The 21,400-nt window shown below is 57.1% G+C and carries 20 protein-coding genes; 18 read left to right on the plus strand and 2 right to left on the minus strand.

Features of this window, described 5'->3' with window-relative positions:
- The first annotated feature begins 23 nt into the window (after positions 1–23).
- From bamA to rnhB, 7 genes are all read left to right on the plus strand, one after another.
- A complete protein-coding gene (gene bamA, locus LCM31_RS08050) occupies positions 24–2,594 on the plus strand; it encodes an outer membrane protein assembly factor BamA (protein ID WP_224868999.1) in 2,571 nt (856 codons plus the stop codon).
- A gap of 122 nt (positions 2,595–2,716) precedes the next feature.
- Complete coding sequence (locus LCM31_RS08055) at positions 2,717–3,232, plus strand: OmpH family outer membrane protein (RefSeq protein ID WP_100169381.1); 516 nt, start codon at positions 2,717–2,719, stop codon at positions 3,230–3,232.
- Positions 3,233–3,265: 33 nt separating this feature from the next.
- Positions 3,266–4,321 (plus strand): UDP-3-O-(3-hydroxymyristoyl)glucosamine N-acyltransferase, encoded by a 1,056-nt coding sequence (gene lpxD / locus LCM31_RS08060; RefSeq protein WP_224869000.1) that lies wholly within the window; start codon positions 3,266–3,268, stop codon positions 4,319–4,321.
- Between the two features lie 90 nt (positions 4,322–4,411).
- Entirely contained in the window at positions 4,412–4,849 is a 438-nt protein-coding gene (fabZ, locus tag LCM31_RS08065) for a 3-hydroxyacyl-ACP dehydratase FabZ (protein ID WP_224869001.1), read from the plus strand.
- Positions 4,850–5,045: 196 nt separating this feature from the next.
- Positions 5,046–5,825: an acyl-ACP--UDP-N-acetylglucosamine O-acyltransferase gene (gene lpxA, locus LCM31_RS08070; protein WP_224869002.1), complete on the plus strand. Its 780-nt coding sequence runs from the start codon at positions 5,046–5,048 to the stop codon at positions 5,823–5,825.
- 44 nt (positions 5,826–5,869) lie between these two features.
- A complete protein-coding gene (lpxB, locus tag LCM31_RS08075) occupies positions 5,870–6,997 on the plus strand; it encodes a lipid-A-disaccharide synthase (protein ID WP_224869839.1) in 1,128 nt (375 codons plus the stop codon).
- Between the two features lie 37 nt (positions 6,998–7,034).
- Positions 7,035–7,646, plus strand: a complete 612-nt coding sequence (rnhB, locus tag LCM31_RS08080) for a ribonuclease HII (protein ID WP_224869003.1) — start codon at positions 7,035–7,037, stop codon at positions 7,644–7,646.
- Here rnhB and LCM31_RS08085 read toward each other — a convergent pair.
- Both LCM31_RS08085 and LCM31_RS08090 read right to left on the minus strand, forming a co-directional pair.
- Entirely contained in the window at positions 7,643–8,911 is a 1,269-nt protein-coding gene (locus LCM31_RS08085) for an HlyC/CorC family transporter (RefSeq protein WP_224869004.1), read from the minus strand. The two genes, rnhB and LCM31_RS08085, sit on opposite strands and share 4 nt — an antisense overlap.
- 93 nt (positions 8,912–9,004) lie before the next feature.
- Positions 9,005–9,808: a cytochrome C assembly family protein gene (locus tag LCM31_RS08090; protein WP_222229045.1), complete on the minus strand. Its 804-nt coding sequence runs from the start codon at positions 9,806–9,808 to the stop codon at positions 9,005–9,007.
- Positions 9,809–10,005: 197 nt separating this feature from the next.
- On the opposite strand from LCM31_RS08090, the gene ffh reads away from it, so the two are divergent.
- From ffh to LCM31_RS08145, 11 genes are all read left to right on the plus strand, one after another.
- On the plus strand, positions 10,006–11,430 hold the full coding sequence (gene ffh, locus LCM31_RS08095; RefSeq protein WP_224869005.1) for a signal recognition particle protein: 1,425 nt from the start codon (positions 10,006–10,008) through the stop codon (positions 11,428–11,430).
- 224 nt (positions 11,431–11,654) lie between these two features.
- Complete coding sequence (rpsP, locus tag LCM31_RS08100; protein ID WP_010132940.1) at positions 11,655–11,894, plus strand: 30S ribosomal protein S16; 240 nt, start codon at positions 11,655–11,657, stop codon at positions 11,892–11,894.
- A gap of 39 nt (positions 11,895–11,933) precedes the next feature.
- Positions 11,934–12,497: a ribosome maturation factor RimM gene (gene rimM, locus LCM31_RS08105; protein ID WP_224869006.1), complete on the plus strand. Its 564-nt coding sequence runs from the start codon at positions 11,934–11,936 to the stop codon at positions 12,495–12,497.
- Complete coding sequence (trmD, locus tag LCM31_RS08110; protein WP_222229038.1) at positions 12,497–13,264, plus strand: tRNA (guanosine(37)-N1)-methyltransferase TrmD; 768 nt, start codon at positions 12,497–12,499, stop codon at positions 13,262–13,264. Before rimM ends, trmD begins: the two co-directional genes overlap by 1 nt.
- A gap of 78 nt (positions 13,265–13,342) precedes the next feature.
- Complete coding sequence (gene rplS / locus LCM31_RS08115; protein ID WP_077404581.1) at positions 13,343–13,696, plus strand: 50S ribosomal protein L19; 354 nt, start codon at positions 13,343–13,345, stop codon at positions 13,694–13,696.
- Positions 13,697–13,950: 254 nt separating this feature from the next.
- The gene (locus LCM31_RS08120) at positions 13,951–14,706 is read left to right on the plus strand and encodes a DsbC family protein (protein ID WP_224869007.1); all 756 of its coding nucleotides are present in this window, start codon (positions 13,951–13,953) and stop codon (positions 14,704–14,706) included.
- A 432-nt stretch (positions 14,707–15,138) separates the two neighbouring features.
- Complete coding sequence (locus LCM31_RS08125) at positions 15,139–16,383, plus strand: homoserine dehydrogenase (RefSeq protein WP_404804368.1); 1,245 nt, start codon at positions 15,139–15,141, stop codon at positions 16,381–16,383.
- 89 nt (positions 16,384–16,472) lie between these two features.
- Positions 16,473–17,864 (plus strand): threonine synthase, encoded by a 1,392-nt coding sequence (gene thrC / locus LCM31_RS08130; protein WP_224869008.1) that lies wholly within the window; start codon positions 16,473–16,475, stop codon positions 17,862–17,864.
- Between the two features lie 89 nt (positions 17,865–17,953).
- On the plus strand, positions 17,954–19,684 hold the full coding sequence (gene recJ, locus LCM31_RS08135) for a single-stranded-DNA-specific exonuclease RecJ (RefSeq protein WP_224869842.1): 1,731 nt from the start codon (positions 17,954–17,956) through the stop codon (positions 19,682–19,684).
- 42 nt (positions 19,685–19,726) lie between these two features.
- A complete protein-coding gene (locus tag LCM31_RS08140) occupies positions 19,727–20,638 on the plus strand; it encodes a DMT family transporter (RefSeq protein ID WP_224869010.1) in 912 nt (303 codons plus the stop codon).
- A 74-nt stretch (positions 20,639–20,712) separates the two neighbouring features.
- The gene (locus tag LCM31_RS08145) at positions 20,713–21,339 is read left to right on the plus strand and encodes a LysE family translocator (RefSeq protein ID WP_224869011.1); all 627 of its coding nucleotides are present in this window, start codon (positions 20,713–20,715) and stop codon (positions 21,337–21,339) included.
- Positions 21,340–21,400 lie beyond the last annotated feature (61 nt).

The following is a 21,400-nucleotide window of genomic DNA, read 5'->3' on the forward strand; positions in this document are numbered from 1 at the left end:
GAATAAACACTCGGAATTAGTAGATGAAAAATTTCCTGAAAGCGGCTTCGCTCGGCCTAGCTCTGCCCATTGCCGCTTACGCCCAGTCGTTTGAGGTCAACGATATTCGCGTCGAGGGATTGCAGCGGGTCTCAGCGGGTACCGTATTTGCGGCCCTGCCTGTCCGGGTCGGTGATCAGATTGAGAGCGTAGAGATTCAGAGCGCCACGCGCGCGTTGTTCCGCACCGGGTATTTTCAGGATATCCAGATCGGCCGTGAGAATGGTGTATTGGTCATCACCGTGCGTGAGCGCCCGGCGATTTCAAAAATTGAGATTACCGGTAACAAGGCGATCAAGACCGAAGACCTGCTCAAGGGTATGAATGACAACGGTCTTGCGGAAGGGCAGATCTTCAAGCGTGCAACTCTGGAAGGCCTGGCCCAGGAACTTGAGCGTCAGTATGTGGCCCAGGGGCGCTATGGCGCCAGCGTAACCACGGAAGTGAAAGAGCTGCCACGCAACCAGGTTGAGCTGAAAGTTATTGTGGACGAGGGCTCCGTCGCCGCGATCAAGCACATCAATATCGTTGGTAACCGCGCGTTTTCTGACGATGAGCTGGCGGAAATTTTTGAGCTGCAGACCACTGGCTGGTTGTCCTGGTTGAACAGTGATGACAAGTATTCTCGCGAGAAACTTACCGGTGACCTGGAGCGCCTGGAGTCTTATTACCTCGACCGTGGTTATTTGGAATTCAAGATCGAATCCACCCAGGTTTCCCTGAGCCCTGACAAGCAAAGCGTATTTATCACGGTAAATATCAGTGAGGGAGATGTATATACGGTTTCCGAAGTAGAGCTGGCCGGTGACCCAGTCGTTTCCGAAGAGGAAATTCGCCGCTTGCTGCTGGTGCGCAAGGGGCAGACCTTTTCCCAGGTGTTGATGACCACCACCTCCGATTACATTACCAAGCGCCTGGGTAACGAGGGGTATACCTTCGCCGAGGTGAACGGTATGCCGGAAGCGAATGAAGATGATAAAACCGTAAAGGTCACTTTCTTCATTGATCCGGGCAAGCGCGCCTATGTGCGCCGTATCAATTTCCGCGGTAATACGCGCACCTCGGATGATGTGTTGCGCCGCGAGATGCGCCAGATGGAAGCATCCTCTGCGTCTTCCGCACGCATCGAACAGTCCAAGGTGCGCCTGGAGCGTCTCGGCTTCTTTAAAGAAGTGCAGGTAGAAACCACTGAGGTTCCCGGTACTTCCGATCAGATCGATGTGGAGTACACCGTTGAGGAGCAGCCCTCCGGTACCATCGGCGGCACCGTGGGCTATGCCCAGGGTAGTGGCCTGGTGCTGGGTGCCAACGTTCAGGAGAATAACTGGATGGGCACCGGTAAGTCCGTAGGCTTCGCGGTGAATACTTCCACCTATCAGTCGGTGCTGAACTTCTCTTATACAGATCCCTATTTCACGCCGGACGGCGTGAGCCGTGGTTTCAATATTTTCTATCAGGAGCGGGATTACTCCGAGATTAACCTGTCGAGCTATAACACCACGACCTATGGTGCAGGCTTGAGCTTCGGCTATCCGATCTCTGAAATCTCTCGTATCGGTTTGAATATTGGTTTCAACCATCTCGAGCTGAGTACAAGCAGTAGCTCTGTGCAGGAGATTATTGACAGCCCGCGTCCGATCAGCGGCATCGATAGCGATATTCTTGCGTCCGACCAAACCGTGGTTTTGGAAGAACTGGAGCAGGCGGTAGCGGATGGGGTTGCGCTGGATCTCAGTATGCCTCTGGATGAAAGCCTGCTGAACACCGATCTGGACGGTTTCGTGGACCTGTACGGTGACGAGTTCGATACCTGGTCGGTGACGGGCTCCTATGCGCGCTCCACCCTGAACCGGGGTATCCTGGCGACCCGCGGTGCCTCCCAGCGGGCATCCGTTGAGATAGCGCTGCCTGGTGGTGATCTGGAGTACTACAAGTTCATTTATACCGGCCAGTATTTCCGCCCGCTGACTAAAAACCTGACATTGCGCTTGCGCACTCGTCTCGGTTACGCCGATGGCTATGGAGACCTCGAGGAACTGCCGTTCTTCGAAAACTTCTACGGCGGTGGATTTGGCTCCGTGCGTGGATTCGAGCGCAACACCCTGGGGCCGCGTTCCACGCCTGCGGAGTTCTATTCAACCACGGCGTGTGCTGTAGATGCCGAGGGTAATGTCACCAAAAGTTGTTACCTGCTCGACCAGAATACTGGTGAGTTGATTACGACTTCAACCGGCCGTAACCCGCAGCCTTTCGGCGGTAATATTCTGGTGGAAGGTAGTGCGGAAGTGATTTTCCCGATTCCTTTTGTCAAGGATCAGCGCTCCATGCAGTCTGCGTTCTTTATCGATGCGGGTAACGTGTTTAGCAACAGCTGTGGGGTGACTCAGCTGAACTGTTATGACATTGCGGTGGAAAACCTGAATGTGTCCGCCGGTGTGGGTTTGACCTGGATCACCGGCTTCGGCCCGCTCACCTTCAGCTTGTCCAAGGCGCTTGAGGAGAACGAAGACGACGATGTGGAAGTATTCCAGTTCTCGTTGGGTAATAGCTTCTAACCACTGGAAATTGGCGTCGGGAGTGTTTAGGGTTGAGTCCCAGCTACCCGAAGTGGTTTATCTGACGTACACGGCTCCTGTGGAAGGGACCGAAAATCTAAAGAAAGATGGAGAATAAGAAAGTGTTCAAATTTGTAAAAGCAAGTGCAATTTTGCTGGCAGGTCTGTTGTTCGCGGGTGCCGCCAGTGCACAGACCAAGGTCGCCGTAGTAAATATCCAGGCTGCGATCATGAGCACTGAAAAAGCGACGTCCAAAATCAATGCGCTGAAAACCAGCTCTGAGTACTCTCAGCTGCAGAACGGTGCCGAGAGCATCCGCGCGGAAATGCAAAAACTGGCAGAGGACGCTCAGAAAAATGGCGTTACCTGGTCTGAAGAGAAGAAGGCCGAGCAGCAGCGCAAAATCAACTTCAAGCGTTCCGATTTCGAAACCACTGTGAAAAAGCTGCGCGCGATGGAAGGGCAGGCGGTTCAGGATCTGCAAAAAGAGCTGCTGCCAAAAGCCAAGACCGCTCTGGAAGAGGTGATCAAAGAGCAGAAGCTGGATCTGGTGCTGGACGCGAGCGCTGCCGTATATGCAGGCAAGTCCGCCAACCTGACAGAAGAGCTGGTCAAGCGTCTTAACGCAGGCAAGTAAACAGCGTCCTTCAGCTTCGAATAAGGTTTAGCGATGACTAACAAACAGCCAACTCTGGCGCAGTTGGCTGAGATGCTGGGCGCAGAGTTGCGCCTGGTGCCTGGCGCCAGTAGTGAGCAAGTACCTACCGGGTTAAGCACCCTGCAAGACGCGGTTGCTGGCGAAGTGAGCTTTCTTGCCAGTGCAAACTACCGTCGCTTCCTCGAAGATACCAAGGCCTCTGCAGTATTGGTTTCCGCCAAAGACGCAGAGGTTTGTCCGGTCAGTACATTAATCGTTCCCAATCCCTATCTTGCGTTTGCGAAAGCGACAGCGATTTACGATCAAACACCGACGCCCACGGCGGGTATCCATCCCTCCGCCAGTATTGATCGTACTGCGGACATCGGGACCGGTGTGTCGATCGGTCCCGGAGCGGTGATTGAGGCCAATACCCGCATCGCATCGGGTGTGATCATTGGTCCGGGCTGTGTCGTAGGGGAAGGCAGTGAAATCGGTGCAAATACCCGGTTGTTCCCCAATGTGGTGGTCTACCATGGTTGCGCGATAGGTGCAGACTGTACCGTGCACAGTAATACGGTAATTGGGGGCGATGGTTTTGGTTTCGCTCCTGCCGATGGCCAGTGGACCAAGATCCATCAGTTGGGTGGTGTCGAAATTGCCGATGAAGTGGAGATCGGTGCCTGTACCTGTATTGACCGCGGCGCACTTGGCAATACGGTGATTGGACGCGGTGTCAAGATCGACAACATGGTGCAAATCGCGCACAATGTGCAGATTGGTGACTACTCAGCCATGGCCGCATGTTCGGCGGTGGCGGGCAGCGCAATTATCGGCAAGCACTGCACCATCGCTGGTGGTGTCGGTATTGTCGGTCACGTCACCATCGCGGATCGCAGCCATGTGACTGCGCGTACTCTGGTTACCAAATCCATTGAAGAGGCTGGCTCCTATTCCAGTGGGACGCCCTTTATGGACAGTCGTAGCTGGCGTCGCAATGCAGTGCGCTATGGGCAACTCGATCAGATGGCCCGACGCCTGAAGGCGTTGGAGACAGCATTCAAGCAACAGGCGCAGGCACCGGATTAGGTTGAACCTGCTGGCTGGGCTTTTTCACAAGATTCATTCGAAGTTTCGGGGCGTTTGGCGCCCCGAAGTGGTTTCTGGGGACAAATCGCCATGATGGACGTACAGGAAATTCGTCAATACCTTCCGCACCGCTATCCTTTCCTACTGGTAGATCGTGTGGTCGAACTGGAAGAAGGGAAGTCGATCAAGGGTTACAAGAATATCTCGATCAACGAAGAGGTATTTAACGGCCACTTTCCCGAAGTGCCTATCTTTCCAGGTGTGATGATCGTCGAAGCGCTGGCGCAGGTGTCCGGCATTCTCGGCTTTAAAACTCTGGGGCAGAAACCGGAAGACGGCTATTTGTATCTGTTTGCCGGTATCGACAATGTGCGCTTCAAGCGTCAGGTTGTGCCGGGTGATCGCCTGCAGCTCGAGTCGGAAGTTGTGTCCGAGCGTCGCGGAATCTGGAAGTTTGCAGGTAAAGCGAGCGTAGACGGTGAGCTTGCGGCGTCCGCAGATATCCTTTGCGCGGTGAGAAAGATCTAAGCGATCTACGCCGATTGCGTTGAACAGCGCAGGTTCTTGCCAGCTTCGGCTGGCACCAATGTGACTAAATTGATTTTTATATTCGCGATTCGCGGGTAAAGTATCGCCGTAGTTTCTGGCGCCAGTGTGCGGACGTGTGTTCGCTACTTGGTGCCCAGTCGATCATGCATCGAGCCGGTGAGGAGAAAGCCACAGCATGCAGACCAAGATCCACCCAACTGCCATTGTCGATGATTCGGCAGTGATCGGAGAAGGCGTGCAAATTGGCCCTTACAGTGTTGTGGGGCCCGATGTAGAAGTTGGCGATGGCTGTGAGATCGCTTCCCATGTAGTGCTGACCGGGCCTACCAAGCTGGGAAAAAACAACCGCATCTACCAGTTTTCCAGTGTCGGCCAGGATACCCCGGACAAAAAATACAGGGACGAGCCAACCACCCTGGTGATCGGCGATAACAATGTGATTCGCGAAGGTGTCACTATCCATCGCGGGACCGTGCAGGACCGTGGGGAAACCACCATTGGCAACGATAACTTGCTGATGGCGTATGCGCATATTGGTCACGACAGTGTGATCGGTAACCACACCATCCTGGTGAACAACGTTGCGTTGGCCGGCCACGTGTATGTGCGGGATTGGGCAATCCTGAGCGGTTATACCCTGGTACACCAGCATTGCACCATTGGTGAGCACGCATTTACCGGGATGGGCGCGGGGATCGGTAAGGATGTCCCGGCCTACGTGATGGTTGCAGGCAACCCTGCCGAAGCGAAAACCATCAATGCGGAAGGTTTGCGTCGCCGGGGGTTCAGTCGTGAAGATATCGCCCTGATCAACAAAGCCTACAAAATTGTCTATCGCCGCGGGCTGACGACTGATGAGGCGCTGGAGTCGCTGGCGCAGTTGCGACAGGAGTCCGAGGCCATTCAGCCGTGGATTGATTCCCTGCAAAACTCCACCCGTGGGATTGTCCGTTGAGCAACAAGGCTGTAAAGCCGCAGGGTGGAACGCTGCGTGTCGGCATGCTTGCCGGTGAAGCTTCTGGAGACATCCTCGGCGCTGGTTTGATCCAGGCGCTGCAAAAACGATTCGAGAACCTTGAGGTTGTCGGTATCGCAGGGCCTCGCATGCAGGCGCTCGGCGCCGAGTCTCTGTTTCCCATGGAGCGACTGTCGGTGATGGGGCTGGTGGAGCCACTAAAGCGTCTGCCCGAGTTGCTCAAGATCCGTCGCACTTTGCGCGAGCATTTCATCGCTAATCCTCCCGATGTGTTTATCGGTATTGACTCCCCGGATTTCAATCTCGGCCTGGAAGAGGCGCTTCGCGGCGCCGGCATTCCCACGGTGCACTATGTCAGCCCTTCGGTGTGGGCGTGGCGCCGCGGACGTATCAAGAAAATTGCCCGCGCCGTGGATCACATGCTGACGCTGCTGCCGTTTGAGGCGGACTTCTATCGCGAGCACGATGTTCCGGTGAGTTTTGTGGGGCATCCACTCGCCGATGAAATCCCGCTTGAAGTGGATGTGGAGGCGGCACGACAGTCTCTGGGGTTTGCATCGGAAGATCAGGTGGTTGCCTTGTTGCCGGGAAGTCGCGGTGGCGAGGTGCGTTTACTTGGACCGCTCTTTCTGCAGGCGGCAATCTGGTGTCAGCAGCGTCGGCCCGCGCTAAAGTTTGTATTGCCAGCCGCCAATCCTGAGCGCCGGCAGCAACTGGAGCAGCAGATTGCTGAGTTGCCCGGTGCAAGTGAGTTATCCCTGACCTTGCTGGATGGGAATTCCCAACAGGCACTCGCGGCCGCAGATGCGGTGCTGATCGCGTCAGGCACGGCGACGCTTGAAACCATGCTCATGAATAAACCCATGGTTGTGGCCTATAAAATGGCAACACTGTCCTATGCCATTTTCTCCCGTATGTTGCATACACCCTGGGTTTCGCTGCCCAACCTGCTGGCGCAGCGCGAGCTGGTGCCGGAAATCCTGCAAGACGATGCGACCCCCGAGGCCCTGGGCGGCGCTGTGCTGAATTACTTTGATGACCCGCTACTGGGTGATCGATTGCGCCGTGAATTCAGCGAAATGCATCAGGAATTGCGCCGCAATGCCTCCGAAAAGGCGGCTGATGCCGTGTGCACCTTGCTGCAGAAATAAGCTTTACCTCTCTATCTTATCCGATCCGTTTTTCGTTATGCCCAAGACCCCATTACCTCCGTATGTCTGCCCCTACACCGGTACTTTGTTGGCTGGCGTGGATGAAGTTGGGCGTGGGCCGCTCGCCGGTGATGTTGTTGCGGCGGCGGTGATTCTTGACCCCTTAAATCCTATTGAAGGGCTTGCGGACTCAAAGAAGTTGAGCGAAAAGAAGCGCGAGGGGTTGTTCGAAGAAATTCAGCAGAAAGCCATGAGCTTTGCCATCGCCCGCGCCACGGTCGAAGAAATCGACCAGCTCAATATCCTGCATGCGAGTCTGCTGGCGATGAAGCGCGCGGTGGAGCAGTTGTCAGTGCAGCCTGAGTTTGTACTGGTGGACGGGAATCGCAAGCCGCAATGGCACTACCAGTGTGACACCGTAGTAAAAGGCGATGACCGGGTTGCCGCCATCGCCGCGGCATCGATTCTCGCCAAGGTGACCCGCGACCGTGAAATGGTAGAGCTGGATCGCGTCTATCCTGGGTACGGGCTTGCGGGGCACAAGGGGTACCCCACCAAGGCGCATATGGAAGCACTGGCGCGCCTGGGGGCGACCCCCGTGCACAGAAAAAGCTTCGCACCGGTTAAGCGCCAGCTGGAGCTGATCTAGCGCTCTTTCTTGACCCGTGCGCTGGTAATCATCTTGTCGGAAACTTCGACGATCTCAATCAGGTACTCCTGAATATAAAGGCTGATATTGCCTTCCGGGATACTTTCCAGGTGCTCCATGATCAAGCCGTTGAATGTCTTGGGACCGTCGGTCGGCAGTTCCCAGTGCAGGGTGCGGTTGATCTCGCGAATGGATGTGCCGCCGTCCACCAGGTACCAGCCATCGCCCTGTTCGACGATTTCCTCGTCATCACTGGGTACCGGGCTGGCGGTGAAGTCGCCGACAATTTCTTCCAGCAGGTCTTCCAGGGTCACGATACCCATGACCTCACCGTACTCGTCAACCACCAGGCCCATACGATGCTTGCGCTGCTGGAAGTTCATCAGCAGGGTGGGCAGCGGGGTGGCCTCGGGTACAAAGTAGGGTTCGATCAGATGGGTTTTGAGGCTTTCTGCGGTCAGTTTCTCCGGGCCGTCACGGAGTAGCTGCGCGGCGCGGCGCAGGTGCAGAATACCGACGATCTTGTTGATGTCGCCACGGTAAACCGGCAGGCGGGTAAAGCTGCTCTCGGCCAGTTGCTGCAGGATTTCCTGGGCGCTGTCGTCCAGGTCCACCCCCTTGACCTCGTTGCGAGGGATCATGATGTCCTCGACGGTCGCCTGATCCAGATCCAGTACGTTGAGCAGCATACCTTTGTGCTTGGTCGGCAGCAGTGCGCCGGATTCAAACACCACCGAGCGCAGCTCTTCAGGCGCCAGGTGCTCCGCCTCGGACTCTTTCCCCGCTTCCACGCCGACCAGGCGGGCCAAGCCGTTGGAGACACTGCCGACGAGCCGTACCAGTGGGGTGAGTAGCCAAAGAAGAGGGCGCAGTATGACGCTGGCGGGAAAGGCGATTTTCTCCGGGTGCAGTGCGGCGATGGTTTTAGGGGTGACTTCCGCAAAAATGAGCACCACGAGGGTGAGTGCGGCGGTGGCGTACCAGACTCCGGCTTCGCCGTAGAGTCGGGTAAATACCGCTCCGGCAATGACGGACGCCAGAATGTTGACGATATTGTTGCCGATCAGGATTACGCCGATCAGCTTATCCGGGCGAGCGAGAAGCTCCATGGCGCGTTTGGCGCCGCGGTGACCGGTTCTGGCCTGATGCCGCAGGCGATAGCGATTGAGCGCCATCATGCTGGTTTCGGAGCTGGAGAAAAACGCGGAAATAATGATCAGCAGGCCTATCAGGGCAAAGAGTAGGCCGGGCGGCAGGTCGTTCAAGGGAGAGCTCTTTCTATTGGAATAGGCCGATATTGAATCAGAACGACTGAGCCCGCAACTGTGCGGGCCCAGGTGGTGTACATCGGGGGTGGATTACTGCTGCGGAAGAAACACTTCTAGCGCCAACTTGCTGCCAAAAAAGGCCAGCATCAATACGGCAAATGCCGACAGGGTCCAGCGCACAGCGGTGTTGCCGCGCCAGCCCTTTTTCCAGTGCCCCCAGAGCAGGATGCTATACAGAATCCAGGCGAAGATGGACAGGGTAGTTTTGTGGACCAGTTGCTGCCCGAATAGATCGTCGACAAACAATGCACCGGTAATCAGTGCCGCGGTAAGCAGCAGCTGGCCGAAAGCGATCAGGCCAAACAGCAGGCTCTCCATGGTTTGCAGTGGCGGCAAAAAACGGCTGATGCCGCCGGGGCGGTGGTTGTGCAGCTGCTGGTTGAGCCAGTAGAGGTAGATGGCCTGTAGTGTCGCCAGGGTCAGCAGCGAATAGGCGGCAATCGAGAAAAACGCGTGGGCGGCGATCCCGGGGGAAATTTCCGCACGGGGCGTCGGTCCGCTCCAGGCGTGCTGGGCGCCTATCAGTGCCAGGGCCGCGAGTGGCGCGATCACCAGAATCAGCAGGGTCAACTTGTGACGGAGTGACAGCAGGAGCAGCAGCAGTCCCACCGTCCAGGTAATCAAGGACATTACTGCCAACAGGTCGAAGCGAAAGCCGTCGCTGGCCAACAGGGTGTGGCTGAGAGAGAGTCCGTGGGCGACCAGAGCCCCTGCAAACAGCCCCAGTAATAGCGGCTGTTTGGTGTTTTGCGGTTGTCGATACAGGGTGGCAGCCGCTACACCTGTAGTGGCGATATAAAGTGCTATTGCCATCCAGTGGGCGAATGCCGCCATTGGGGTGTGTCCGTTTTGCTGTTTCTTTATTTGTCTGGGCGGGCAGTGTGTCACAGCGCGCCTGTGCTGGAAAGCCCGGCTGGGCTATACTGCCGCGTTTTTGGGGTTCCGGTACCCTGTTGCGCGCCTCCGACGTGTTCTGAGGCATGGATAAGAAGGCGCGCGGTACCGAGGCGTATACGATTTGAGAAGGTGATATGTTCGATAACCTGAGCGACCGATTATCGTCGGCACTGAAGAAAGTCACAGGTAAAGCCCGTCTAACGGATGACAATATCCGTGACACGCTGCGCGAGGTGCGCAAGGCGCTGTTGGAGGCGGATGTGGCGTTGCCGGTGGTTAAGGCATTCGTACAGCAGGTGCGGACCGCAGCCGTCGGTCAGAAGGTCAGCAAGGCGCTGAACCCTGGGCAGCAGTTCGTCAAAATCGTACAGGATGAGCTGGTCAAGGTGATGGGTGAGGCGGCGACCCCGCTAAACCTCGCCGTGCAGCCACCGGCGGTGATCCTGATGGCGGGTCTGCAGGGTGCTGGTAAAACCACCAGTGTTGCCAAGCTCGCCAAATACCTGCAGGAGCGGGAAAAGAAAAAGGTGATGGTGGTGAGTGCGGACGTGTACCGCCCCGCGGCCATCAAGCAGTTGGAAACCCTGGCCGGTGAAGTGGGTGCGATCTTCCAGCCCTCGCAGCCAGAACAAAAGCCTGTTGATATCGCTCGTCAGGCGATGGACGCCGCGCGCAAGCAGTTTGCCGATGTGTTGATCGTGGATACCGCCGGTCGCCTGCACGTCGACGAAGAGTTGATGGGCGAGATTCGCGAGCTGCATGACTTCCTGGATCCGGCGGAAACCCTGTTCGTAATCGATGCCATGATCGGTCAGGACGCGGTGAACACGGCGAGCGCCTTCAACGACGCGCTGCCTCTGACCGGTGTGATTCTGACCAAAGCGGATGGTGACGCCCGCGGTGGTGCGGCGCTGTCTGTGCGCCACGTGACTGGTAAGCCGATCAAATTCATCGGTGTCGGTGAGAAAACCGACGCGCTGGAAACCTTCCACCCGGATCGTATCGCTTCGCGGATTCTGGGTATGGGCGACATCCTGTCCTTGATCGAGCAGGCCGAGCAGACCATCGACAAGGCGAAAGCCGAGAAGCTGGTCAAGAAGGTGCAGAAGGGCAAGGGCTTCGATCTGGAAGATCTGCGCGACCAATTGCAGCAGATGCAGAGCATGGGTGGCCTGGGTGCGCTGATGGACAAGATGCCGGGGATGGGCGGTCTCGCACAGGCTGCGCAGCAGGCAGATATGGGTAAGGAGTTCGGTCGTATGGATGCGCTTATCAGCTCCATGACACCGGAAGAGCGCCGCAACCCGGATATTTTGAGCGGCTCGCGCAAGCGCCGCATTACCGCGGGATCCGGTACCCAGATCCAGGACCTGAACCGCCTGCTCAAGCAGCATAAGCAGATGGGCAAGATGATGAAGAAGCTCAAAGGCGGCGGTATGGGCAAGATGATGCGCGGCCTGGGTGGCCTGCCCGGTATGGGCGGCATGGGTGGCGGTGGAATGCCTGGCGGTATGGGTGGTCTGCCGGGCGGTCTGCCCCCAGGGTTCAAGAAAAAGTGATCGGATGTGGGTGTCACAAGATAGTTGGCACTGGCAGCGGATTCGCCGCTATACAAACCCGGTTGCGTACATTAGAATACGCCGCCTTTCAGCGGGCTCCGACTCGTTGAACATTGATTTAAAAGCAGATTTCCGCCCCGGCGGTATCTGATATTACCGCCGAGAGGCGGGATGTTCCGGTCAACTTTTCTGACCGGTTAGTGTTGAAACTACAGGATAGCTACATGGTAACCATTCGTTTGGCTCGTGGCGGTGCGAAGAAGCGCCCGTTTTATCACCTGACTGTGACCGACAGCCGCAAATCTCGCGACGGTCGTTTCATCGAGCGTGTTGGCTTCTTCAACCCGGTTGCTCGTGGCCAGGAAGAGCGTCTGCGCGTCGACCGTGATCGCGTTGAGTTCTGGGTAGGCCAAGGCGCCCAGCTGTCTGACCGCGTCAGCAAGCTGCTGAAAGAATCTGCCTGATTCTTTGATCCCTGATCATCTGTATTCCGGGGTGTGCCAGTGGCTGAGCATTCGGTAAATAGCGAAGAATTGGTCACAGTAGGGCGCATCACCTCGGTTTACGGAGTCCGTGGCTGGGTAAAGGTGCATTCCTATACTGAGCCAATGGAAAACATACTGCAGTACTCTCGCTGGTGGCTGCAGAATCCTGCCGCTAATCCCGCTAAGGGAGTTCCCCAGTGGCAGCCTCTGGAGATTGATGCTGGCAAGCGTCACGGTAAGGGGCTGATTATTCACATCAAGGGTGTGGATGATCGGGATATCGCCGCGCAGTTTTGTCAGAGAGATATCTCAGTCGTCGGTGGCGAAATGCCACAACTGGATGACGGTGAATACTACTGGCACCAATTACAGGGGCTGCAGGTGGTAAGTACGTTTGAAGGCCAGGAAACTCGCTTCGGTGAAGTTGCCCGGCTGATGGAAACGGGCGCCAATGATGTGATGGTGGTGCGCGGGGGTGACGACGGGCGAGAGCGCCTGATTCCGTACATTCCCGGCGAGTTCATCACCGAGGTCGACCTTAAGGCCGGCGTGATTACCGTCAACTGGGATCCTGAGTTCTGATGGCGGCCAAGCGCGTAGCGCTAGTGAGCATCTTCCCGGAGATGTTCGCAGCACTGACTGACTATGGTATTACCGGTCGGGCAGTTAAAGACGGTCTGTTGGAAGTGCGCTGCTGGAATCCGCGGGATTTCACCAGTGATCGGCATCGCACTGTGGACGATCGCCCCTACGGCGGTGGTCCGGGCATGGTGATGCTGGCCGAGCCTTTATCCCAGGCTTTGGGCGAGGCGCGTCGTTGGGCTGAAGAGACTGGGCCCGCCAGGTCTATCTATCTGTCCCCGCAGGGGCGACAGCTGGATCAGCAGGGCGTGGAGCAGCTCTCTCAATCGGGCAATCTGGTTTTATTGGCCGGTCGCTACGAGGGGATTGATGAGCGCATCGTCGAGTCCCTGATCGATGAAGAGTGGTCGATCGGTGATTACGTACTGAGCGGCGGCGAACTGGCAGCCATGGTAATGGTGGATGCGGTTACGCGGCTGATTCCAGGTGCGCTGGGGCACAATCTGTCTGCGGTGGAAGACTCTTTCGCGCAGGGCCTGTTGGATTGCCCGCACTATACCCGCCCGGAAGAATTTGCGGGCAGGTCGGTACCGGAAGTATTGCTCTCCGGTAACCATGAAAAGATTCGCCGCTGGCGCCTTAAGCAGGCGCTGGGTCGGACGCAGCAGCGCCGCCCAGACTTGCTCGAAGCGTTGGCGCTGTCTCCGGAGCAGGCGCAATTGCTGGAGGAGTTTCTCCAGGAATCTGCACCGGATGAACAGGATTAATGTCGGATTCGCCGTGAGGCGAGAGTAATTCGGCGATCTAGCCGAGAGGCTACACAAAACCCTTTTGGAGAACTCCAAATGACCAACAAGATCATTCAGCAGCTGGAACAAGAACAGCTGAAATCCGAACTGCCAGCTTTTGCACCGGGCGACACCATCGTTGTTCAGGTGAAAGTAAAAGAAGGTAACCGTGAGCGTCTGCAGGCCTTTGAAGGTGTTGTGATCGGCAAGCGTAACCGCGGCCTGAACTCTTCCTTCACCGTGCGTAAAATTTCTCACGGCGTTGGCGTTGAGCGTACCTTCCAGACCCACAGCCCGCTGGTTGACAGCATTTCTGTGAAGCGTCGCGGTGACGTTCGTCAGGCTAAGCTGTACTACCTGCGCAACCTGACTGGTAAAGCTGCTCGAATCAAAGAAAAACTGGCCAAGTAAGTTTTTCTTGTTCGAAAAAACCGGAGCCTGGCTCCGGTTTTTTTATGCCTGTTATTTTGCCTTCGATTTAGGGTTGTGCGCCCGGCATTGGCGTTTGCGGTGATTGTGTAGTAAAACGCGTCAAACGCCCATAAAAGCGATAACGTTTGATCGGTTGGATGCCATACTGGGCTGGAACCTGCCCCCGTCGGGATGGTCAGAGTAAAGATCTGGCGCGGGTTAACCGTGACGAATAACACCGGAGTAGCTCCATCATGAATTTTCTAGCCAAGCCACTGAAGCCTCTCGCCGCATTGGCTGCCACCGCCGCACTGTTGCTGGCGCAGTCTGCCACTGCTGTTGATGACGCCGTGGCGAAGCAGATTAAAGCCAAGTTGACGGCGGGTAATCCGGGCGCCAATTTCGGCGAGGTACGCGAGAGTGCAATGCCGGGGCTCTATGAGGTGGAGGTCAATGGCGGCAATGTCTTGTTTGTATCCAAGGATGGCGGTCACTTTATTGCTGGTGACCTGTTTGAGGTGACGCCTCAGCGGGTGGTTAACATCTCGGAGCAGCGTCGCGGTAAGAATCGCGCCAAGGTGATGGGCGAGCAGGACCTGAGCGAAATGATCGTGTTTTCGCCCAAAGGTGAGACCAAGGCTCATGTCTATGTGTTTACGGATGTCGATTGTGGCTACTGCCGCAAGCTGCACGACGACGTGCCCGAACTGAACCGCCGTGGTATCGAGGTGCGCTACCTGGCGTTCCCTCGCGCTGGGCTCAACTCCGTGGGCTATCGCAAAGTGGCCACGGCTTGGTGTGCGGATGACCCCAACAAGACGCTTACCGATCTGAAAAACCGTAAGAATGTGCCGCTCAAGGTGTGCAACGACAATCCGGTGGCCGCTCAATACAAGCTGGGCAATGAGGCCATCGATGTGCGGGGAACCCCGACCATCGTGATGGAAGACGGCACTGTAGTGCCGGGCTATGTGCCCCCGGAAACTCTGGCAAAAGCGCTGGGTATCTGATCCGCTAGGATCGCTTTCCGGTAGAAGTCTTTGAGGTGTTTGCCTCAGAGCGCGAGAAGGGCTGGCTTTTGCTGGCCCTTTTTAGTTTCTGGTTTTCCTGTCTGGCGGCACGTGACGGCTAATGCTTAGTCGGCTTGCTCTTTTAGTGATCGGCTGGCGCAATTTAATTGACATTTTCCCCCATATCTCAGTAAGGTTGTCGGCCTTTTTTCGATTTTTACGCCAGTTATTGCGCTGTGTACCAGCTAGTTAGTAGTTAGTAGTAGTCATGCGCGGAGGGAAGTTGTGAGCGCATTCGCCGACGAAGCCACCAAGGTCTCAGAAAACTCTACATTTGCGGGTCGTGAATCCGCCTCGGATGCCCCTGCGCCTGCCGCAGTGAAAATTGGTATCTGCGGTCTCGGCACCGTGGGTGGCGGGACAGTCAATGTTATGACGCGCAACAGCGCGGAAATCGCTGCACGCTGTGGCCGTCCGGTCGAGATCGTGCAGGTTGGTGCCCGCCGGGATAATCCGGATTGCGATACCAGCAATATCAATGTCTCCCGCGAAATTTTTGATGTCGCCAACAATCCAGACGTGGATGTCCTGGTGGAGCTGATCGGCGGTACTACCGTGGCGCGCGAGCTGGTATTGACCGCGATTGCCAACGGCAAGCACGTGGTGACCGCAAACAAGGCGCTGATTGCGGAACATGGCAATGAGTTATTTGCTGCGGCCGCCGCCAAGGGCGTGACCATCGCTTACGAAGCTGCAGTGGCAGGCGGTATCCCCATTATCAAATCCCTGCGCGAAGGCCTGGCCGGCAACCGCATCGAGTGGTTGGCGGGCATTATCAATGGCACCGGCAACTACATCCTGACCGAAATGCGTGAGAAAGGGCGCAGCTTTGAAGAGGCTTTGTCCCAGGCGCAGGCGCTGGGTTACGCCGAGGCTGACCCCACCTTCGACGTGGAAGGTGTCGACGCGGCGCACAAGCTGGTGATCATGGCGTCGCTCGCCTTTGGAATGCCGCTGGCCTTCGACAAGGTATTCACCGAGGGAATCAGCGGTGTCGCCAAAGAAGATATTCAGTACGCAGACGAGTTGGGTTACCGCATCAAGCATCTCGGTATTGCCCGTCGCACCGCTGAAGGTGTGGAGCTGCGCGTGCATCCAACCCTTATTCCCGAGCGTCGCCTGATTGCCAATGTAAACGGGGTGATGAATGCGGTGCTGGTCAACGGCGACGCTGTTGGTCCTACGTTGTATTACGGTGCCGGTGCCGGTGCCGAGGCGACGGCCTCTGCAGTGATTGCCGATATCGTGGACGTAGCGCGTACCCTGAATGTGCGCCCGGACCAGCGCGTACCGCTTGCCGGGGTAACCCAGGAAAGCCAGGGTGACCTGGATGAAGTCCTGTCGATGGACGATGCGGAAACCAGCTACTACATGCGTATTTCCGCTTTCGACAAGCCGGGTGTGATGTCCAAGGTGGCAACCATCTGTAGCGAGCAGGGCATCAGTATTGAAGCGCTGATCCAGCACGAGCCTGCGGAGGGCGAGGAGCTGGTGCCGGTGGTACTGCTGACCAGTCGCGCACGTGAGGCCCAGCTGCAGGAGGCGGTAAGCCAGATCGAGGCGCTGGATACGATTCAGGGGCCTGTGGTGCGGATTCGCGTCGAACCTCTAGGCTAACCACCTGCCGCGACAACTCAAACGCCGGCGAGGGGCCTCCCGTTCGTCGGCGCTTTATTCATTAAGCTATTACGCCAAATCGAATTACCGTGAAATTTATCAGTACCCGTGGCCGTGCGCCGTCCTTGAGTTTTGCCGATACCGTTCTGACTGGTCTTGCCAGTGATGGCGGTCTGTATGTTCCGGAAAAATTGCCCACCTTCACCCGCGAGGAAATCGCGGAAATGGCCGGCCTCAGCTATGAGGAGCTGGCCTTCCGCATTATGTGGCCGTTTGTTTCCGAGGATCTGAGTGAAGAGGAAATGCGCGGCGTGATTGGGCGCGCCTACAGCAGCTTCCGTCACTCCGCCATTGCCCCGCTGGTTCAGACCGGTCACAACGAATGGGTGATGGAGCTGTTTCAGGGGCCGACCCTGGCATTCAAGGATTTTGCCCTGCAGTTCCTCGGCCAGCTGTTTGATTTGCTGCTGAAAAAACGCGGTGAAAAGGTCGTGGTGCTCGGAGCGACGTCCGGTGATACCGGTTCTGCGGCCATTGAGGGCTGCCGTCACTGCGAAAACATCGATATTTTCATCATGCACCCGCACAACCGTGTGTCGGAGGTGCAGCGCAAGCAGATGACCTCGGTGCTGTCGGACAATGTATTCAATATCGCCCTCGAAGGTAATTTTGACGATTGCCAGAACATGGTGAAGGCGAGCTTCGCGGACCAGTCGTTCCTGCCGGACGGGCGCCGCCTGGTAGCAGTCAACTCCATTAACTGGGCGCGGATCATGGCCCAGATCGTCTACTACTTTCACGCGGCGCTGAGCCTTGGCGGGCCGCACCGTGCGGTCAACTTCTCTGTGCCCACCGGTAACTTTGGCGATATTTTTGCCGGTTACCTGGCGCGCGGCATGGGGCTGCCGATCAACCAGCTGGTGATCGCCACCAATGCCAACGACATCCTGCACCGTTGTATCAGCGCCAACGATCACTCGCCGCAGCCGCTGGTGCACAGCCTGTCCCCGAGCATGGACATTATGGTTTCCAGCAACTTCGAGCGCTTGTTGTTTGACCTGCATGGCCGCGATGGTGCGGCGGTAGCCCGCCTGCTGGCGGATCGCAGTGCACCGCTCAAGCTGGATGAAAGTGTTCTGGAGAGGGCGCGCACCCTGTTTGCGTCCGAGCGCGTGGGTGACCAGCGTACGGTTGAGGTGATCCGCGAGGTGTTTGAATCCACCGAGTACCTGCTCGATCCGCATACCGCCATTGGCGTGGAAGCGGCGCGCAAGGCGCGAAAATCGCAGGCGGAGCCAATGGTTTGCCTGGCCACTGCGCACCCGGCCAAGTTCAGTGAGGCGGTCGACAAGGCACTGCCGGGTACCAAGGTGCCATTGCCGCACCATATGGCGGATCTGATGGAGCGGGAGGAGCGGTTACAAATCCTGCCAAACGAACTTTCTGCGGTACACGATTTCATCTCTCACGCACTCGGTTAACCCCCGCTTGAGCGGTGCCCGTGTCCGGGTAGAATGGGGAGCTTGCCGGGGTGATTCCGGCCCTCCAGGAACCTGAGCGACCGGAAGCGATGAACGCGATTATTCGACGACGGCCAGTGGATTTTTCCTCTGGCCGTTTTACGTCTTCTACCCCTGATATTCTCCAGCGTGTGCTGTTGGGACGCGGTGTCCACAGTGAAGATGCGCTGGAGCATCAGCTTGCCCGCCTGCACAGCCCGGCGAATATGCGCGGTATGGAAGCCGCGGTAGCGTTGCTGTCCGAGGTCATACGGAGCCAGCAGAAGATTCTGATCATTGGTGACTTTGACGCGGACGGTGCCACCAGTAGTACGCTCGCGGTGCTGGCGCTGGGCGCGCTTGGCGCGGGCCCGGTGGATTTCCTTGTGCCGAACCGGTTTGAGTTTGGCTACGGCCTGACCCCGGAAATCGTCGAAGTGGCCCGGGAGTACAACCCGGATCTTCTGATTACCGTGGACAACGGCATCAGCAGTATCGATGGTGTCGAGACCGCGCGCGCAGCGGGTCTCAAGGTGATCGTTACCGACCACCATCTGCCCGGGCAGGAGTTGCCCAGGGCGGACGCCATCGTCAATCCCAATCAGCCCGATTGCGATTTCCCCAGTAAAAACCTGGCCGGTGTCGGGGTCATTTTTTACCTTCTGAGCCGGGTAAAGAGCGCCCTGCAAGCCGCTGGCTGGTTTGAGGAGACCGGCATTGCTGCGCCGAATATGGCGGAGTATCTCGACCTAGTTGCGCTGGGTACGGTGGCGGATTTGGTGCCGCTGGATCACAACAATCGCATTCTCGTGCACCAGGGGATCGCGCGGATTCGCGCGGGCCGTTGCCGCCCCGGTATCCAGGCACTGATGGATGTTGCCGGGCGCAATATTCAGCGACTCTCTACCGGCGATATCGGTTTTATTCTGGGGCCGCGCATTAACGCGGCCGGTCGTTTGGACGACATCGGTACCGGCATTCGCTGCCTGCTCACTGAGGACCCGGAGGAAGCCCGGGAACTGGCGGTGGAGCTGGACGGCCTGAACCGCGATCGCAAAGCGATTGAGGCGGGCATGCAGCGGGAGGCCATGGCGGCCCTCGACCAGCTGCAGCTGGCGGAGGATGGACTGCCCTGGAGTTTGTGCCTTTACGACAGTGCCTGGCATCAGGGCGTGGTCGGTATTCTCGCCAGTCGCATCAAGGAAAAATTTCACCGTCCGGTGATCGCCTTTGCTGATGGCGACAACGATCTGGTGAAGGGATCTGCACGCTCGATACCCGGGCTGCATATCCGCGATGCCCTGAGCGATGTTGCCGCAGCGCATCCGGATTTGATCAGCAAGTTTGGTGGCCACGCCATGGCCGCGGGCCTCAGCCTTCCGCTGGAAAACCTTCCGGCATTCAAGGAGGCGTTCGAAGCTGCAGTGCGCAATCGTATCCAGGAGTCGCAGCTACAGGCGGTGATTGAAACCGACGGTGCACTTCACGAGGCTGAATTCACCATGGAAACCGCGGGGCTCCTGCGCAGCTGCGCACCCTGGGGGCAGGGCTTTCCGGAACCGGAATTTGACGGTGAATTTTTGCTGTTGCAGCAGCGCATTGTGGGAGAGCGCCACCTCAAGATGGTGGTCGCACCGGTAGATGCGCCGCAAAAAGCACTGGATGCCATCGCTTTTAACGTGGATACGGATATGTGGCCCTCCCAGGCTGAACGTGTCCATTTGGCGTTCAAACTCGACATCAATGAATTTCGCGGTCGTCAGTCCTTGCAATTGATGGTCAGTCATATCCAGCCGGTTTGATGGTTGGTTGGTAGGCGCGTTTTTTATTTTGGAAGTTGTTGTATGAAACAAAAACAGGCGAAAGCGGAGTTATTGCTGCTATTGGCGGCGCTGTTCTGGGGTATTGCCTTTGTACCCCAGAAAATAGCCATGGCACATATCGAGCCACTGGCGTTCAATGCGTGGCGTTTTCTTTTGGGTGGCTTGTTGCTGATTCCCATCGTCTACTGGTTGGGGGGGCGCAGGAATTCGAAACCTATGGAGGAGGGGGCTGCATCGATTGCCCGCTCGTGGCGTGATTGCTTGCCGGGCGGCGCGGTGCTCGGTTTCTGGCTTTTTCTTGGTGCGGCCTTGCAGCAGGCGAGTTTGATTTATACGACTGCAGGCCGGGCGGGTTTCATTTCTGGTTTTTACTTACTTTTGGTACCGATAATCGGGCTGTCCCTTGGGCACAAGACCAATCGCTGGACCTGGGGTGGTGTTGCCCTGGCGCTAATTGGTCTCTACTGGCTCGCGGATTTCAGTGAAGAGACCCAGCTGATTGGCGACCTGATGGTGTTTGCTAGCGCCTTTGTGTTTGCGATTCAGGTGCTGTCTGCGGACTATCTGGTGCATCGCTACGATGCCCTGCGTTTGGCGGCGATTCAGTTTCTGGTATGCGGCGTGTTATCGGCAATTGCATCCTTACTTATCGAGCAGCCCACCCTGCAGGCGGCCTGGGATGCGGCCTGGCCGATCGCGTACATGATGATCTTCTCCACCGCGATCGCGTTTACTTTCCAGTTGTTGGGGCAGCGCAATGCGGCGCCATCCCACGCCACTGTCATTATGAGTCTGGAGTCGGTGTTCGCGGTGGCCGCGGGCTGGCTGTTTTTGAATGAAATGCTCAGTGCGAAAGAGCTGGTGGGTTGTGGCCTGATGCTGGCGGGTATGTTTGTCAGTCACTATGGCAATCACAACGGAACGCACCATTAACGCTCCATTGAAGTTTGGTGAGCGTTTTGGAGCGGCTATTCGGTATTTGAGGTCGGCATTGGAGGTTTTGCTGAGTGATTGATTTGTCTGTGTTGGCGGTATTCATCCCCACGTTTTTCTTTGTCTCGATTACGCCGGGCATGTGCATGACGCTGGCACTCACCATGGGTATGGCGCTGGGTGTCCGGCGTACTTTGTGGATGATGCTGGGAGAGCTGGCCGGGGTTGCCCTGGTGGCTGTTGCCACCGTAGTGGGGATTGCCGCGTTTATGTTGCAATACCCGCAGGCGTTCCAGTTATTTAAATATTGTGGCGCCGCGTACCTCGCCTATCTGGGTGTGCAGATGTGGCGGTCGCAAGGGCAAATGGCGTTGGTGGAATCGCCGGGCCAAATGTCGATGGCCATTCCGGCGCAGTCACTGGTGTCCCAGGGCTTTGTCACCGCGGTCGCCAATCCCAAAGGGTGGGCATTCTTTGTCGCGCTGCTTCCGCCATTTATCAGCCAGAGCCAGCCCGTGCTGCCGCAGATGGTGGTGTTGCTCAGTTTGATCCTGCTGATGGAGTTTGCGTGCATGTTGATCTATGCCAGCGGTGGTTATAGCTTGAGTCGCCTGCTGCAGCGCGCCGAAAGCGTCAAATTGATGAATCGCATCGCGGGTACCCTGATGATGGGCGTAGGGGGGTGGCTCGCGCTAAGCTGAACGTAAACCAGTAAGGAAACCCCCGACTCAACTGCGTCGAATATAGCGTGAGTGGGCAGAG

The sequence above is a fragment of the Microbulbifer agarilyticus genome (genome assembly GCF_020171345.1).
Lineage (GTDB): Bacteria > Pseudomonadota > Gammaproteobacteria > Pseudomonadales > Cellvibrionaceae > Microbulbifer > Microbulbifer agarilyticus_D.

Excerpts from the sequence above, each read along its gene's own strand:
- trmD (WP_222229038.1), top strand. The coding sequence starts at position 12,497 with ATGGCGGCCAAGCGCGTAGCGCTAGTGAGCATCTTCCCGGAGATGTTC.
- fabZ (WP_224869001.1), top strand. The coding sequence starts at position 4,412 with ATGATGGACGTACAGGAAATTCGTCAATACCTTCCGCACCGCTATCCT.
- LCM31_RS08125 (WP_404804368.1), top strand. The coding sequence starts at position 15,139 with ATGACGCGCAACAGCGCGGAAATCGCTGCACGCTGTGGCCGTCCGGTC.
- bamA (WP_224868999.1), top strand. The coding sequence starts at position 24 with ATGAAAAATTTCCTGAAAGCGGCTTCGCTCGGCCTAGCTCTGCCCATT.
- rpsP (WP_010132940.1), top strand. The coding sequence starts at position 11,655 with ATGGTAACCATTCGTTTGGCTCGTGGCGGTGCGAAGAAGCGCCCGTTT.
- ffh (WP_224869005.1), top strand. The coding sequence starts at position 10,006 with ATGTTCGATAACCTGAGCGACCGATTATCGTCGGCACTGAAGAAAGTC.
- LCM31_RS08140 (WP_224869010.1), top strand. The coding sequence starts at position 19,727 with ATGAAACAAAAACAGGCGAAAGCGGAGTTATTGCTGCTATTGGCGGCG.
- recJ (WP_224869842.1), top strand. The coding sequence starts at position 17,954 with ATGAACGCGATTATTCGACGACGGCCAGTGGATTTTTCCTCTGGCCGT.
- lpxB (WP_224869839.1), top strand. The coding sequence starts at position 5,870 with ATGCTTGCCGGTGAAGCTTCTGGAGACATCCTCGGCGCTGGTTTGATC.
- rplS (WP_077404581.1), top strand. The coding sequence starts at position 13,343 with ATGACCAACAAGATCATTCAGCAGCTGGAACAAGAACAGCTGAAATCC.
- lpxD (WP_224869000.1), top strand. The coding sequence starts at position 3,266 with ATGACTAACAAACAGCCAACTCTGGCGCAGTTGGCTGAGATGCTGGGC.
- rnhB (WP_224869003.1), top strand. The coding sequence starts at position 7,035 with ATGCCCAAGACCCCATTACCTCCGTATGTCTGCCCCTACACCGGTACT.
- lpxA (WP_224869002.1), top strand. The coding sequence starts at position 5,046 with ATGCAGACCAAGATCCACCCAACTGCCATTGTCGATGATTCGGCAGTG.
- LCM31_RS08120 (WP_224869007.1), top strand. The coding sequence starts at position 13,951 with ATGAATTTTCTAGCCAAGCCACTGAAGCCTCTCGCCGCATTGGCTGCC.
- LCM31_RS08090 (WP_222229045.1), bottom strand. The coding sequence starts at position 9,808 with ATGGCGGCATTCGCCCACTGGATGGCAATAGCACTTTATATCGCCACT.